9 protein-coding genes, 1 tRNA gene and 3 rRNA genes are annotated in these 15,206 nt (G+C 52.9%); 10 read left to right on the top strand and 3 right to left on the bottom strand.

The window, feature by feature from the left end; all coding sequences use genetic code 11:
• The first annotated feature begins 453 nt into the window (after positions 1 to 453).
• The 5 genes from AT687_RS09100 to AT687_RS09080 all read left to right on the top strand — a co-directional run bounded on the left by AT687_RS09100 (position 454) and on the right by AT687_RS09080 (position 9,554).
• Positions 454 to 1,972 (top strand): 16S ribosomal RNA (locus AT687_RS09100).
• Positions 1,973 to 2,336: 364 nt separating this feature from the next.
• Positions 2,337 to 5,422: ribosomal RNA gene (locus tag AT687_RS09095) — 23S ribosomal RNA — on the top strand.
• Between the two features lie 145 nt (positions 5,423 to 5,567).
• Positions 5,568 to 5,684: ribosomal RNA gene (rrf, locus tag AT687_RS09090) — 5S ribosomal RNA — on the top strand.
• Together the 16S, 23S and 5S rRNA genes form the textbook arrangement of a ribosomal RNA operon.
• Positions 5,685 to 6,239: 555 nt before the next feature.
• Entirely contained in the window at positions 6,240 to 6,989 is a 750-nt protein-coding gene (locus AT687_RS09085) for an ABC transporter ATP-binding protein (RefSeq protein ID WP_014307231.1), read from the top strand.
• Complete coding sequence (locus AT687_RS09080; protein WP_014319281.1) at positions 6,990 to 9,554, top strand: ABC transporter permease; 2,565 nt, start codon at positions 6,990 to 6,992, stop codon at positions 9,552 to 9,554.
• Here AT687_RS09080 and AT687_RS09075 read toward each other — a convergent pair.
• Both AT687_RS09075 and AT687_RS09070 read right to left on the bottom strand, forming a co-directional pair.
• Complete coding sequence (locus AT687_RS09075) at positions 9,551 to 9,865, bottom strand: fluoride efflux transporter FluC (protein ID WP_021335161.1); 315 nt, start codon at positions 9,863 to 9,865, stop codon at positions 9,551 to 9,553. The two genes, AT687_RS09080 and AT687_RS09075, sit on opposite strands and share 4 nt — an antisense overlap.
• The gene (locus AT687_RS09070; protein WP_014309510.1) at positions 9,862 to 10,149 is read right to left on the bottom strand and encodes a fluoride efflux transporter family protein; all 288 of its coding nucleotides are present in this window, start codon (positions 10,147 to 10,149) and stop codon (positions 9,862 to 9,864) included. The genes AT687_RS09075 and AT687_RS09070 overlap by 4 nt, the downstream gene beginning before the upstream one ends.
• A 65-nt stretch (positions 10,150 to 10,214) precedes the next feature.
• Here AT687_RS09070 and pgm point away from each other — a divergent pair, with 65 nt between their 5' ends.
• The 4 genes from pgm to AT687_RS09050 all read left to right on the top strand — a co-directional run bounded on the left by pgm (position 10,215) and on the right by AT687_RS09050 (position 13,296).
• Entirely contained in the window at positions 10,215 to 11,852 is a 1,638-nt protein-coding gene (gene pgm, locus AT687_RS09065; protein WP_014319279.1) for a phosphoglucomutase (alpha-D-glucose-1,6-bisphosphate-dependent), read from the top strand.
• Between the two features lie 47 nt (positions 11,853 to 11,899).
• On the top strand, positions 11,900 to 12,352 hold the full coding sequence (locus tag AT687_RS09060; RefSeq protein WP_014307226.1) for a MauE/DoxX family redox-associated membrane protein: 453 nt from the start codon (positions 11,900 to 11,902) through the stop codon (positions 12,350 to 12,352).
• A 49-nt stretch (positions 12,353 to 12,401) separates the two neighbouring features.
• Positions 12,402 to 13,136 (top strand): DsbA family protein, encoded by a 735-nt coding sequence (locus AT687_RS09055; protein ID WP_014319277.1) that lies wholly within the window; start codon positions 12,402 to 12,404, stop codon positions 13,134 to 13,136.
• An 87-nt stretch (positions 13,137 to 13,223) separates the two neighbouring features.
• Positions 13,224 to 13,296 (top strand) — tRNA-Ala (locus AT687_RS09050).
• A 40-nt stretch (positions 13,297 to 13,336) separates the two neighbouring features.
• On the opposite strand, the gene AT687_RS09045 is transcribed toward AT687_RS09050, so the two are convergent.
• Positions 13,337 to 14,002, bottom strand: a complete 666-nt coding sequence (locus AT687_RS09045; RefSeq protein ID WP_014303789.1) for a helix-turn-helix transcriptional regulator — start codon at positions 14,000 to 14,002, stop codon at positions 13,337 to 13,339.
• A 97-nt stretch (positions 14,003 to 14,099) separates the two neighbouring features.
• Here AT687_RS09045 and AT687_RS09040 point away from each other — a divergent pair, with 97 nt between their 5' ends.
• Entirely contained in the window at positions 14,100 to 15,203 is a 1,104-nt protein-coding gene (locus AT687_RS09040) for a hypothetical protein (protein WP_014302274.1), read from the top strand.
• Positions 15,204 to 15,206 lie beyond the last annotated feature (3 nt).

The raw sequence follows: 15,206 nt of genomic DNA, 5'->3' as shown, positions 1-15,206 counted from the left end.
CACGTAAGTGAGAGCAGGTAGTGGGAAAACACGCTGGTCGACAAAAATACACGTAATTCTTCACCGAGCATCATTGTTTCATGGTGGTGTGTGGTGGTGTGATTGTGTTGTTTGAGAACTCAATAGTGTGCCAATGTACTTGTGGTTCCCATCCTTATTGTGGGTGGGGATCGGTATAGGAATAAAGATACATGCAATGATGATGAACGTGATGTTGTCATACGGCCGGCAAGTGTGCCATGGCTTGTAAATAACATGATGGTTGTTGTGAATTGTTGTGTTGGTGGTCATTGTTATTTTTTCCCCGTCAAGGGATGATGGCCACGTTTTTGATAGAGCAAATCATTAATTTTTTATTTTGCCAGTTGCAAACAATTGTGTGTTGTTTGTGGTGGTTTTTAGCCAGTTGGTTGGACTCGTTCCAGCTTGAAGGGTTGGTCTTTTGACTGATTTTTTATGGAGAGTTTGATCCTGGCTCAGGACGAACGCTGGCGGCGTGCTTAACACATGCAAGTCGAACGGAAAGGCCTAGCTTGCTAGGTACTCGAGTGGCGAACGGGTGAGTAACACGTGGGTGATCTGCCTCGTACTTCGGGATAAGCCTGGGAAACTGGGTCTAATACTGGATAGGACCATGCTTTAGTGTGTGTGGTGGAAAGTTTTTCGGTACGAGATGAGCCCGCGGCCTATCAGCTTGTTGGTGGGGTAATGGCCTACCAAGGCGTCGACGGGTAGCCGGCCTGAGAGGGTGGACGGCCACATTGGGACTGAGATACGGCCCAGACTCCTACGGGAGGCAGCAGTGGGGAATATTGCACAATGGGCGCAAGCCTGATGCAGCGACGCCGCGTGGGGGATGACGGCCTTCGGGTTGTAAACCTCTTTCGCTAGGGACGAAGCTTTTGTGACGGTACCTAGATAAGAAGCACCGGCTAACTACGTGCCAGCAGCCGCGGTAATACGTAGGGTGCGAGCGTTGTCCGGAATTACTGGGCGTAAAGAGCTCGTAGGTGGTTTGTCGCGTCGTCTGTGAAATTCCGGGGCTTAACTTCGGGCGTGCAGGCGATACGGGCATAACTTGAGTGCTGTAGGGGAGACTGGAATTCCTGGTGTAGCGGTGGAATGCGCAGATATCAGGAGGAACACCGATGGCGAAGGCAGGTCTCTGGGCAGTAACTGACGCTGAGGAGCGAAAGCATGGGGAGCGAACAGGATTAGATACCCTGGTAGTCCATGCCGTAAACGGTGGGCGCTAGGTGTGAGGGTCTTCCACGACTTTCGTGCCGTAGCTAACGCATTAAGCGCCCCGCCTGGGGAGTACGGCCGCAAGGCTAAAACTCAAAGGAATTGACGGGGGCCCGCACAAGCGGCGGAGCATGTGGATTAATTCGATGCAACGCGAAGAACCTTACCTGGGCTTGACATATGCAGGATCGGCGTAGTGATACGTTTTCCCTTGTGGTCTGTATACAGGTGGTGCATGGTTGTCGTCAGCTCGTGTCGTGAGATGTTGGGTTAAGTCCCGCAACGAGCGCAACCCTTGTCTTATGTTGCCAGCACGTGATGGTGGGGACTCATGAGAGACTGCCGGGGTTAACTCGGAGGAAGGTGGGGATGACGTCAAATCATCATGCCCCTTATGTCCAGGGCTTCACACATGCTACAATGGTCGGTACAACGCGCTGCGAGCCTGTGAGGGTGAGCGAATCGCTGAAAGCCGGCCTCAGTTCGGATTGGGGTCTGCAACTCGACCCCATGAAGTCGGAGTCGCTAGTAATCGCAGATCAGCAACGCTGCGGTGAATACGTTCCCGGGCCTTGTACACACCGCCCGTCACGTCATGAAAGTTGGTAACACCCGAAGCCAGTGGCCTAACCCTTGTGGGGGGGAGCTGTCGAAGGTGGGATCGGCGATTGGGACGAAGTCGTAACAAGGTAGCCGTACCGGAAGGTGCGGCTGGATCACCTCCTTTCTAAGGAGTTTTTATTGTTGGGTGACAGTTGTTGCCTGTTTTGTTTTTTGTATCCGGGTGGATGCGTGTGACCCATGATGGTTTTTTCTCACGCTGTGTGGTGTGGGGCTGTTGTGGTTGTTGTGTTTGTTGTTGTTGCGTGTGTTTGTTCTTATTTTTTTTGTGTGTTGGTGCGCTGTTGGGTGTCTGGGACAACATGGTTGTTCTGGTTGATCACTCATGTGGTTTTTGTGTTGGTGTGGCTGGTTGTGTGCTGGTTGTGCTTCATGGGATCTTCGTGGTTGGTGTGTTGTGTGAGAACTGTATAGTGGACGCGAGTAATCTTTATTCTTTAATTGTTCTTGGTGTTTTGTTTGTTACATGTGTGTTGTTTGTTAAGGGCACACGGTGGATGCCTTGGCATTATGAGCCGATGAAGGACGTGTAAGGCCGCGATAGGCCTCGGGGAGTTGCCAATAGAGCGTTGATCCGAGGGTGTCCGAATGGGGAAACCTGGCCATGGTTATGTGTGGTTACCCATCAGTGAATTCATAGCTGGTGTGGGGGTGACGCGGGGAAGTGAAACATCTCAGTACCCGTAGGAGAAGAAAATAATTAATGATTCTGCTAGTAGTGGCGAACGAACGTGGATGAGGCTAAACCGTATGCGTGTGATACCTGGCAGGGGTTGCGTGTGTGGTGTTGTGGGGCGTTGTTGGAGGAGGCTGCCGGCTCCTCGCTTGTGATGTGTGTGTTAGCGGAAGTGGTTTGGAATGGCCTGCCGTAGTGGGTGAGAGTCCCGTACGTGAAAACATGTGCATGCGAGTGGATGATGTTCCCGAGTAGCAGCGGGCTCGTGGAATCTGCTGTGAATCTGCCGGGACCACCCGGTAAGCCTAAATACTTATGATGACCGATAGCGGATAGTACCGTGAGGGAATGGTGAAAAGTACCCCGGGAGGGGAGTGAAATAGTACCTGAAACCGTGTGCTTACAATCCGTCAGAGCCTCTTTTTGTTAGGTGATGGCGTGCCTTTTGAAGAATGAGCCTGCGAGTCAGCGGCATGTCGCGAGGTTAACCCGTGTGGGGTAGTCGTAGCGAAAGCGAATCCTAATGAGGGTGTTGTTAGTGGCATGTCCTGGACCCGAAGCGGGGTGATCTACCCATGGCCAGTGTGAAGCAGCTGTAAGAGGTTGTGGAGGCGCGAACCCACTTAGGTTGAAAACTGAGGGGATGAGCTGTGGGTAGGGGTGAAAGGCCAATCAAACTCCGTGATAGCTGGTTCTCCCCGAAATGCATTTAGGTGCAGCGTTGTGTGTTTCTTGCTGGAGGTAGAGCTACTGGTTGGTTGAGCGGGACTACAATCTTAGCAATGTCAGCCAAACTCCGAATGCCGGTAATGTTAAGCATGGCAGTGAGACTGCGGGGGATAAGCTCCGTTGGTCGAGAGGGAAACAGCCCAGATCGCCGGTTAAGGCCCCTAAGGGTGTACTAAGTGGAAAAGGATGTGGGATCGCGAAGACAGCCAGGAGGTTGGCTTAGAAGCAGCCATCCTTGAAAGAGTGCGTAATAGCTCACTGGTCGAGTGGTTCTGCGCCGACAATGTAGTGGGGCTCAAGTACACCGCCGAAGCCGCGGCAGTCAACAATTTTTTTGTTGGTTGGGTAGGGGAGCGTCGTGCACTGCTGTGAAGCACCTGGGTGACTTGATGGTGTGGAGTGTGTGCGAGTGAGAATGCAGGCATGAGTAACGAATGAAAAGTGGAAAACTTTTCCGCCGGATGACTAAGGGTTCCTGGGTTAAGCTAATCTTCCCAGGGTGAGTCGGGACCTAAGGCGAGGCCGACAGGCGTAGTCGATGGATAACCAGTTGATATTCTGGTACCCGTGTATGTGCGCCCAGTGGTGAATCAGTGGTACTAACCATCCATGGATCTGCTGGTCATGCTTTGTGTGTGGTTGGTGGTGATGTGCGTGGGATCTTCGTTGGTAGTAGCCAAGTGATGGGGTGACGCAGTGAGGTAGCTGAGCCATGTAGTGGATTGTGGTGTAAGCGTGTGGCCCGTGGCATAGGTAAATCCGTGTCGCATATTTGGGTGAGGCGTGATGCGTAGACCTTTGTGGTTGATGTTGGTGATCCTGTACTGTCGAGAAAAGCCTCTAGCGAGTGCATATATGGCCCGTACCCATAACCGACACAGGTGGTCAGGTAGAGAATACTAAGGCGATCGGGTGAACTGTGGTTAAGGAACTCGGCAAATTGCCCCCGTAACTTCGGGAGAAGGGGGACCATTGCTGGTGACCGACGTGGTTGAGCTGGTGGTGGTCGCAGAGAATAGAGGGAAGCGACTGTTTATTAAAAACACAGGTCCGTGCGAAAACGTGGAAGTTGATGTATACGGACTGACGCCTGCCCGGTGCTGGAAGGTTAAGAGGACCTGTTAGGGCATTGTTGTCCGAAGCGGAGAATTTAAGCCCCAGTAAACGGCGGTGGTAACTATAACCATCCTAAGGTAGCGAAATTCCTTGTCGGGTAAGTTCCGACCTGCACGAATGGCGTAACGACTTCCCTGCTGTCTCAACCACAGGCCCGGTGAAATTGCAGTACGAGTAAAGATGCTCGTTACGCGCGGCAGGACGAAAAGACCCCGGGACCTTCACTATAGCTTGGTATTGGTGTTTGGTTCGGTTTGTGTAGGATAGGTGGGAGACTGTGAAGTGGTCACGCTAGTGGTTGTGGAGTCGAAAGTTGAAATACCACTCTGATCGGATTGAGCACCTTAACCTTGGCCCATGATCTGGGTTGGGGACAGTGCCTGGTGGGTAGTTTAACTGGGGCGGTTGCCTCCTAAAGTGTAACGGAGGCGCCCAAAGGTTCCCTCAGCCTGGTTGGCAATCAGGTGGTGAGTGTAAGTGCACAAGGGAGCTTGACTGTGAGACTGACAGGTCGAGCAGGGACGAAAGTCGGGACTAGTGATCCGGCACCTACTTGTGGAAGTGGTGTCGCTCAACGGATAAAAGGTACCCCGGGGATAACAGGCTGATCTTCCCCAAGAGTCCATATCGACGGGATGGTTTGGCACCTCGATGTCGGCTCGTCGCATCCTGGGGCTGGAGTAGGTCCCAAGGGTTGGGCTGTTCGCCCATTAAAGCGGCACGCGAGCTGGGTTTAGAACGTCGTGAGACAGTTCGGTCTCTATCCGCCGCGCGCGTTGAAACTTGAAGAAGGCTGTCCCTAGTACGAGAGGACCGGGACGGACGTACCTCTAGTGTGCCAGTTGTCACGCCAGTGGCAGGGCTGGTTGGCTACGTACGGGAGGGATAACCGCTGAAAGCATCTAAGCGGGAAGCCTGTTTTGAGATGAGGTTTCTTTTGAGGTTCCCTCTAGACTAGGGGGTTGATAGGCCAGATCTGGAAGCGTAGTAATGCGTTAAGGTGACTGGTACTAATTTTACCGAGTAATAACAGTGTGTAACGAGCAAAAAATAAACATCTATGAACATCTCACCGCTTTTTGTTGTGGGTGATGGTTTAAATGGATAATGAGTGTTGCTTGCGTCTGCTGTGCAGTGTCTGGCATGGCACGCCTGTCACCGTGGGTGGTTGGTTGTGTGTGTTGGTGGTTATTGTGTCGGGGGTACGCCCGGTCCCTTTCCGAACCCGGAAGCTAAGCCCGATTGCGCTGATGGTACTGCACCTGGGAGGGTGTGGGAGAGTAGGTCGCTGCCAACCTAAAACTTAAATAATGATATGGGGTTGTGGTTAGTTGAAACAACGTGTTTCAACCGACCACAACCCCACTTTTTTTTATATGCGCATGTGTGTGTTTGTGTGGGGTGTTCCTGGTGGGGTGCGCCCCTCTTTTTTTGCCTAGGGTTGGGGCTTAGGGGCTGGTGATCCTAGGGCCAGGGGTGCAGTTGATCTTCAGGGGTGCGCGATGCACGTGGTACAGGGCGGGGTGTGGGTGGTGTTCTCGAGTTCGTGACTACGTAGACCCATGGTGGGGTGCCTGGGTGTGGGCCTTGTGGTGTAGGGGTTTTCGTCATCATGATTTCGTGCTGAAGGATTCCAGACACGAGAACACACCGGTGAGAGGGTCAATAAACTCCAGCTTTGACTACTCAGGTCCAGTACTTGGCGTCGATAGGCGTTATTGGTTTTGGAATGGGGCGGGAATAGTCTTCTGTGTTTATGCAAAAATCCTGTTTTTCGTGTTGAATGGTATAAGTAACGTGCCGTTCACCACTATCTTTGGTGCGGCTTTCCTAGTTTTCTGATTGGAAATGTATGACTGAGAACGGCCATTCGCTACCCGCTGCTCGCGCTAAGGGCCTTGTGAAAACCTATGGCCAAGGTGAGACTCGCGTCGTGGCCTTGGATTCTATTGATGTGGAGTTTGCAGCTCATCAATTTACTGCCATTATGGGACCTTCTGGTTCTGGTAAATCGACTCTAATGCACTGTATGGCGGGTTTGGATTCGATCTCTAGTGGTAGCACCTTTATTGGCGATACGGATCTTTCGTTGCTTAAAGATAAGGAGATGACGGCTCTTCGCCGTGATCGTCTTGGCTTTATTTTCCAGTCATTTAACTTGGTGCCCACTCTTACTGCAGCGGAAAATATTACGTTGCCGCGTGATATTGCGGGTAAGTCTGTCAATAAGGAGTGGTTTGATGAGGTGACGTCCCGTCTCGGTTTGACGGAGCGTCTGAGCCATCGTCCTTCTGAGTTGTCTGGTGGTCAGCAGCAGCGTGTGGCGTGTGCTCGTGCGTTGGTTGCGCAGCCGGAGATCATTTTTGGTGATGAGCCTACGGGTAATTTGGATTCGAATTCTTCGGCTGAGGTGTTGTCGATTCTCCGTACTGCGGTTGATCAGGATGATCAGACTGTGGTGATTGTGACCCATGATCCTCGTGCGGCATCGTATGCGGATCGTGTGGTGTTTTTGGCTGATGGTCGTATTGTCAAGGAGCTTATGCATCCGACGGCTGAGGAAATTTTGTCCACGATGGCAACCATTGAGGAGCTTGCATAGATGGGTTCGCATAGTACATCTACTGGCTCGAAAAACGCCATGTTGCGTTTGAGTCTGCGGTCGGTTGCGGCGCATAAGGTTCGTCTTGCGCTGACGATTCTTGCGGTTGTATTGGGCACGGCGTTTGTGTCGGGTTCGTTTATGTTCACGCAGTCGTTGAGCAATACGTTTGATTCGGCGATTGATGATCAGTTGGCGAATGTCGACGTTGTGATGAGTGGCGAGAAGGCACCTATGCCTCGCGGGCTTATCGACGAACTCCGCGAGGATAAAGATCATGTTGCGGCTGTCGCGGTTCAGGGTGCTACATCTGCGGTTCTGGCTACTGAGGATCGCAAGGCTATTCAGACTGGTGCGGCTTCTCCTACGATCGGTATTTTTTACGGTGAGGGCAGTGCAGCGACCACGCCGGAAAAGATCACCTCGGGTAAGGAACCTCATGAGGCTAACGAGGTGCTGGCACCGGAGAGTGCTGCTGAACTTGGTATTAAAGAAGACTCCACAGTGGTGGTCGTCGATGAGGCTGGCCAGCGTGAGGTAAAGGTTGTGGGTACGTATTCCACGGAGGCTACTGCTCATCCTGGTGTTAACCTGTTGATGGGGGAGAAGGCCTTTTTGGATCGTTACCAGCCGGAGTTTATTGGAACCATTTTTGTGAAGAAGGCTGATGGGTCTTCTGAGGATGTTGTTCAGTATCTGAAGGATAAGTACCCAGATTTCAAGGTGGATACGGGTGCGTCGTTGGCTGAGGAGCTGACTAAGACGATTAAGAAGGCATTGAGCTTTGTTAATTACTTCTTGGTTGCTTTCGGTTTGATTGCACTGCTGGTGGGCACCTTCATCATTGCTAATACTTTCTCGATGATTGTGGCGCAGCGTCTCAAGGAATTTGCGCTTATGCGTGCGCTGGGTGTTTCGCGTAAGCAGTTGACGCGGTCTGTGGTTCTCGAGGCCGTGATTGTGGGCATTATCGGTTCGGCGGTCGGTGTTGTTGCTGGCGCTGGATTGGTTAAGGTCATTCAGTTTGCGATGAAGCAATTCGGGATGGAGATTCCGAATGCGGGACTGGGGCTTTCTGCACAGTCGATTTTGGTGCCGCTGGCGCTTGGTACTGTCGTCACGATTATTAGTGCGTGGGCTCCTGCTCGTCGCGCTGGTGCGGTTCGTCCTGTAGAAGCCATGCGATCGACGGAAAGCTCGGCGGAATCTTCGCTTAAGGCGCGTACCATCGCTGGCGCTGTGGTGTTCTTGATTGGTTGTGCCGCAGCTGCGCTGGGTGCCTTTAATGATGGCCCTGAGACGAAGACTCGTGCCATTTTGGTCGGAATTGGTGCCCTGTTTGTGATCGTGGGTGTGTTCTTGGCATCACCTGCGATCTCTATTCCGGTCGTTGGTGGCCTGGGACGTATTGTTGGTGCACCGTTTAAGGCGGTGGGCAAGCTTGCGGCGACGAACTCGCGTCGTAACCCACGTCGTACGGCCACTACGGCATTTGCATTGACTCTGGGCATTGCGCTGGTCACCAGCATTGGTATGTTGTCGGCGACGATGAAGTCCAGCATTAGCGGATTGATCGACAGTGAGGTCAAGGCTGAGTTCATTTTGTCGGGCCCGACCAATGGTCGATTCCCTGTTCCTGCCGAGGCAGAAAAGAAGCTGAAGGACACCAAGGGTGTTGGGTCAGTTACTGCGTTGGAGGCTGCACCTGTTGCTATTGGTGAGGTGCCTCCGAATGCGCCGGAGCAGATGTTTAGTAGCCGCTTGATGTCGGGCAACATTAATACGGTTGTTAGTGTGGAGGAGCCGCAGGGTGATTTCAATTTGGATCAGCCGAACGTGATCGTCGCAAAGCAGAGCTACTTGGATGAAAAGAAACTCAAGATCGGCGATACGGTTCCGGTGATTGATTCCAACCACAATGAAATTGCTAAGGCGAAAGTTGTGGGAAGCTTCAAAGAGAGCAAGGTTTTGGGCAATGTGATTTTGTCGGCCAAGACTTTGGAGAACACCGGGGTACAAAAGACCACGAACTCACTGTTTATTAACGGTGACGGTTCTTTGAAGCCTGATGAATTGAAGCAGGAAATTGAGAAGGCCGTTGAGGATTTCTTGGTTGTTCGGGTTCAGACCGCCAAGGAGTTTGCTGGTGAGCAGGCATCTACGATTTCGCAGATGATGAATATCTTGTATGCGTTGCTCGGATTAGCAGTCATTGTTGCCGTGATTGGCATTATTAATACTTTGGCGCTCAATGTGATTGAGCGTCGCCAAGAGATTGGTATGTTGCGTGCTGTGGGTACGCAGCGTGGTCAAATTCGAACGATGATCTCTATCGAGTCGGTTCAGATTGCCCTCTATGGTGCCGTAATGGGCATTGTTGTTGGCTTGGGGCTGGGCTGGTCGTTCCTCAAGGTCTTGTCTAGCCAAGGCCTAGAAAACGTCAGTGTTCCGTGGTCGCAGATGGTGTGGCTCCTCGTGGGTTCTGCCGTTGTTGGTGTGATCGCCGCAGTATGGCCGGCACGCCGTGCTGCCAAGACACCACCGCTGGACGCGATCGCTGACTAGATCTGAAGTCCACACCATACGGCCACCATTCCACCGAGGATGGTGGCCGTTATGTATCCCAACAGCATTGCCCAACGTCGCTGCCGTATGAGCGTGCCGAGTTCCTTGGCAAGCGTGGACCAGGTGGACAATGCTCCAGCGAATCCGGTACCCACGGCTGCCATAACAAGGGGAGAGGCGTCTCTTACCACAGCTAGGACTACGCATGCGGCCATGTTGGCGATGAAAGTTCCCACGTAGGGGCCGGTCTTGGATAACAGGAAGCGCAGCATGCCGCCGAGTGCTGCCGCTAAGAATAGGGCGGGGATCATGCGGCGAACCGATCGCCGAGGAGCCATGCCGTAACGCAGCCGATGACTGTAACCGCAGCGTACAGGTAGGCGCCGTCGAACATGAGCAGCGCGAAGGCGGAGAAGCTGGTAAACCCGCCTAGGAACCCTGTTCCCCATAGTGGGTTGGGCCGAAGCCAACCCATGAGAAACGATCCGAGAAGGTTGATGCCTAGCAGCGCGAGGGGGGCGTCGATAAGCATGCTGAGCTGATAGCGAGAGATTGCTCCTAAACCAGCACCGAGTCCTACTAAAACGCACTGCATGGGTTGCGATTTTACTACGATGGTAGGCGTTAAGACTTTCGACTATGCGTTGCAGGAGCAGCTTCATGGCACACGAACGAGCAGGTCAACTTGCGCAGCCCCAGGACCTCATTGACATCGCTGAGGTGGTTACCGCCTATTACACGCGGACCCCAGACGCGGATAACCCAGATCAGCAGGTAGCTTTTGGTACCTCGGGCCATCGCGGTTCTTCGTTGGACACGGCCTTCAATGAGAGTCACATTCTTGCTATCACTCAAGCGATCGTGGAATACCGCGCGCAGCATCACATTGGTGGTCCGATCTTTATTGGCCGCGACACCCATGCGTTGAGCGAGCCCGCGATGATTTCTGCCCTTGAGGTGCTGTTGGCTCATGGTATCGAGGTGCTTGTCGACGACCGCGGCCGCTACACCCCAACGCCAGCTGTCTCTCACGCGATCTTGGCGTACAACGCGCAGCGCAGCGACTCGTCACAGTATTCCGATGGCATCGTGATTACGCCTTCGCACAATCCGCCTCGTGATGGTGGCTTTAAGTACAACCCACCCAACGGCGGACCTGCAGATACCGACGCAACCGATTGGATTGCAGATCGTGCCAACACCTTGCTGCGTGAGGGGCTTGTTTCTGTGAAACGCACCTCGGTTACAGGTGTGCTCGACCCACGTGTGCATCGCCACAACTACATGGAGAATTACATTGCTGACCTGCCCAGCGTGGTGGACATCGATGCGATTCGTAATTCGGGATTGGCTATTGGTGCCGATCCTATGGGTGGCGCTTCGGTGGACTATTGGGGTGCGATTGCAGAGAAGCATTCGCTTAACCTCACTGTGGTTAACCCGCTTGTCGACGCCACCTGGCGTTTCATGACCCTCGATACCGATGGCAAGATCCGCATGGACTGCTCGTCGCCAGACTCGATGGCCTCGCTGGTGCATAACCGCACGAAGTATGACATCGCTACGGGTAACGACGCCGATGCTGACCGCCACGGCATTGTCACACCTGATGCGGGACTGATGAACCCTAACCATTACCTCGCCGTGGCCATCGACTACTTGTTCTCGCACCGCCCGCAGTGGAATTCTTCCACAGCAGTGGGCAAGACCTTGGTCAGTTCCTCGATGATTGACCGCGTGGTGGCCGATCTTGGTCGCAAGCTGGTGGAGGTGCCTGTGGGCTTTAAATGGTTCGTCCCTGGACTTGTCGACGGCTCCGTGGGGTTCGGTGGCGAGGAATCAGCCGGTGCATCCTTCCTTCGACACAATGGCACCGTGTGGTCGACTGACAAAGACGGCATTATCTTGGATCTGCTTGCCTCGGAAATAACAGCAGTGACTGGAAAGACTCCGTCGCAACGCTACGAAGAGCTTGCCGCTCGTTTCGGTTCTCCTGCCTACGCGCGTACCGATGCGCCAGCTACCCGTGACCAAAAGGCAGTGCTCAAGAAACTCTCGCCCGAGCAAGTAACCGCCACTGAGCTGGCCGGTGAGGCGATCACCGCAAAACTTACCGCTGCACCTGGCAATGGTGCTGCTATCGGCGGACTGAAAGTGACCACTGAAAATGCGTGGTTTGCGGCACGTCCATCCGGAACTGAGGATAAGTACAAGATCTACGCGGAGTCCTTCCTCGGAGCGGACCACCTCGCGATGGTACAGCGTGAAGCACAGAATCTCGTTTCTGATGTTTTGTGATTAGACTGGCCAAGGTGACTGAGGTGACTAAAACTTCAAAGAAGCGAGTGTCTTTACACCTTGTGCTTGACTGCATAAGCGCATTCGCGCGGTTCTTCATGGCATATATTTGGCTCGCCGCCGGTATATCCAAGCTCAACAACCGCATGGAAACAGCCCAATCGATCATGGCCTATGAAATCTTCACAGATACGTGGTCGAATGGGCTGGCCAGCGTGATTGGCCCCCTAGAAATCGCTGGTGGCGTGCTGCTCCTGTTCGGTATTTTCTTGCGCAAGGCAAGTTGGATCTCGGTCACAGTTCTTGTCTTGTTCATCGCTGGTATCGCACAGGCTTGGGCACGCAACCTTGGTATCGACTGCGGCTGCTTCGGCCCGCAGGGGCTAGGGGAAAATACCGCACGTGACTACGCATTGATTATTCTTCGTGACATTTTCTTTATTGCGCTGTCGTTGTGGACTGTCTATCGTCCATTTAAGAAATTTGCGCTCTACGCATAATTGTTCTGTAGCATGAGCTGCGATAAATAAACCAACCCAAGGTGAAAACGTGAGTAAAAACGCTGGTTCTAGGAAAATTCAGAACCCAACCGAAAAATCCAATGGATTTCTGTGGGCTCTTTTGGCACTACTCGTCGTGGTTGTTGCCGTTGTGGCCTATGTTGTTGTGCAGGGCAAAGCACACCAAGCTAACAAATACGCTGACTATGACAAAGAATCTGTCAGCTTTACTGGTAGCGTGACCGACTCTGCCATTGTTCTCAAAGCGGATAACACTAAGAAAGACGCGAAGAATATCGACTTCTACGAGGACTTCTCGTGCCCACACTGCGCCGAGCTTGGCGAGGTCACCGATGGGCCAATGAAAAAAGCCATCGAAAACGGTGACATCGTTGTCAACCTCCGCATTTTGAACTTCCTTGATCGCGATGGCGGTGACGGCAACTCCACCAAGGCTGGTGCCGCAGCCCTCGCCGTGGCACAAAGCGGTGACTGGGAAACCTACTGGAACTACCGTGCTTTGCTCATGAAGGAGCAAAAGAACATCTACGGAAAGTGGGGCGATAACGACTTCGCTGACGTTGCCAAGAGCCTTGGTGCATCTGATGAGGTAACTCAGAAGATCCGCGAGGGCGGCGCCAAGGAAGACTTCCGTAAGTTCGCCGAGGCTAACTCTAAGAAGCTGGAGAAGGACGGCGGCAACGTTTCCTCGCCACGCGTCTTTATCGACGGCAAGGAAGTAAAAAACGGAATCGAAACCTGGGTTGAGCAAGCAACCTCTTAAAAACCGCCCGTGATGTGCTGATTTTGTCCATCATGCTGTACTGCAGTAATATCAACCGCGAACAAAGATCTTTGATCTTAGTTTGTCGGGGCTATGGCGCAGCTGGTAGCGCATCACACTGGCAGTGTGGGGGTCACGGGTTCGAATCCCGTTAGCTCCACCGACAACCCCTCACCAAAACAGCAGGTGAGGGGATATTTTTATGCCTGGGTGGGGTTTGCTGTGGGGGATACGGTTCTAATCACGCACATGCCGGGTCGAGCGAAGGGCTCGAGTATGAAAGTGGTGTTGTTACCAGTTATTTCGTTCAAGATCCCTCTATGCATTGTGCAAACGACTTCGGGATGGCGAACGGCGGAGTCGAGCACTGGGCAGGTGAGTAACTGGATTTCTGTTCCTGCTTGGGTGGGGGCGAACCCATATTTTTCTAGGAGATTGACCACTTTGTCGACTTTGGTCGCGCCGGGTAGGGGGCCTTCGTCACGGACCATTTGACTGCCGAGCGCAAGAGCGCGTTCTTCGGGGTGCGGTTGATTGGCAATGTAGTGACTTAGAGATCGGACAAAAGAGGTGTGTGCAATGAGTGTGGCGTTGCCTGCGAGAGCCCGAAGTCCCTCGGGGGTGATGGAATAGAGCTGTGCTGGGCGTCCTGCGGCGCCACGTTTTTGAGTCGCTGAAATATAGCCTGAGTTCTCCAGAGTTTTGATGTGTTGGCGAGAAGCGTTGGGGTGGCCGCCAACCATGCGGGAAATGTCTGTCAGTGATATTTCTGGCCCTAGGCGTGCGATTGCTTGGGCTACTCGTTCTTGTGCTGGTGTGAGGATTCCCGGGCGAGACTGCCGTGGTCCCATAGTTTTCTCACTCATGAATCACTCCTTTTTCTTTTTTACATATCATATGTAAAATATAGCTGATCGCCAATGTTGCCATATTTACCACCGTGCTGGAAGGGGGCTTGTGTCAGTGAGTTCTTTACGTAGGCCTTCCTCAAGGATCTTCCTATTGGTTGGTGGCATCGCCAATCTGCTTATCGCGCTCAATGCAGCCCTCCTTAAACTGGGGGTGTGGGCGCCGGTGGATCAGGCTGATGGAAACACTCACGGCTATGTAATGGTCATCGGCTTTTTAGGTACTCTTATCTCCCTCGAGCGTGCTCAAGCTCTTGCACACAGAGCCCCACGGCATCGATGGGCGTATCTCGCCCCACTATTGTTGGGGATAGGGGGAGTGGTTTTAGGTGTCGGTGGAACGGGAACGTTGGCCGCTGTTATCGGCCACTTCCTTATGATCGAAGGCGCGCTTATATTTTGCGCCATTCACTGTGCGTTATACCTCCGCACACACGGCATGATCGCCGCAGCGCAGATTCTTTCTGCACTGAGCCTTTTTATTGCGACTGTTTTGGTTTTGTTGTGGGACATTAGCCAACTGTTTTTTATTCTTGCGGCGTTTGTAATAGTGACTATTGCCGCGGAACGTGCGGAACTCGCTCAACTACGTATGGGCCCCCGCGCAGCACCTACGCTTTTAGTAACTTCATGTGCTCTGGTTCTCACCTCGGGGATAGCGCTGATATGGCAGTCGGTAGGAAGTAGATTTTTCGGGGCTGTTCTGCTCATTATTGCCTTGTGGCTAATTAGGGATGATGTTCCTCGGGTATTTATTCGAAGAACTGGGCTGCAGCGGTTTACTGCAGGGGCCCTTCTTGCAGGGTACGTTTGGCTTATCATCGGTGCGCTGGCTGTAGTTATTACTGCTGCTCCGGCGGGAACGATCTTTTATGACCTGGTTATCCATGCAATCTTTGTGGGGTTTGCTATGTCCATGATCATGGCCCACGCGCCGATTATTTTTCCCTCGGTGCTGGGGCTTCGTGTCCCGTTTGTTGCTGCCATGTGGATTCCTCTTGTGGTCCTCCACATGGGTCTTAGCATCCGAGTTGTTTCCCAAATTTTTATAGGGCAAGGGCATGTTTGGATCCTCGGTGCGGTGACGAGTGCGCTTGCGATCCTTGGGTTCTTAGCCACGACGATAACTGTCATAATTCGCACTGCTATGAGGCGATAACTT

It is taken from the genome of Corynebacterium diphtheriae, from assembly GCF_001457455.1.
In the GTDB taxonomy this organism is placed as follows: Bacteria; Actinomycetota; Actinomycetes; order Mycobacteriales; family Mycobacteriaceae; genus Corynebacterium; species Corynebacterium diphtheriae.
This window is presented reverse-complemented; position numbering and strand designations above follow the sequence as displayed.

Bases quoted from the DNA above. Each gene is read 5' to 3' on its own strand.
- AT687_RS09085 (WP_014307231.1), top strand. From the start codon at position 6,240: ATGACTGAGAACGGCCATTCGCTACCCGCTGCTCGCGCTAAGGGCCTT.
- AT687_RS09080 (WP_014319281.1), top strand. From the start codon at position 6,990: ATGGGTTCGCATAGTACATCTACTGGCTCGAAAAACGCCATGTTGCGT.
- AT687_RS09075 (WP_021335161.1), bottom strand. From the start codon at position 9,865: ATGATCCCCGCCCTATTCTTAGCGGCAGCACTCGGCGGCATGCTGCGC.
- AT687_RS09070 (WP_014309510.1), bottom strand. From the start codon at position 10,149: ATGCAGTGCGTTTTAGTAGGACTCGGTGCTGGTTTAGGAGCAATCTCT.
- pgm (WP_014319279.1), top strand. From the start codon at position 10,215: ATGGCACACGAACGAGCAGGTCAACTTGCGCAGCCCCAGGACCTCATT.
- AT687_RS09045 (WP_014303789.1), bottom strand. From the start codon at position 14,002: ATGAGTGAGAAAACTATGGGACCACGGCAGTCTCGCCCGGGAATCCTC.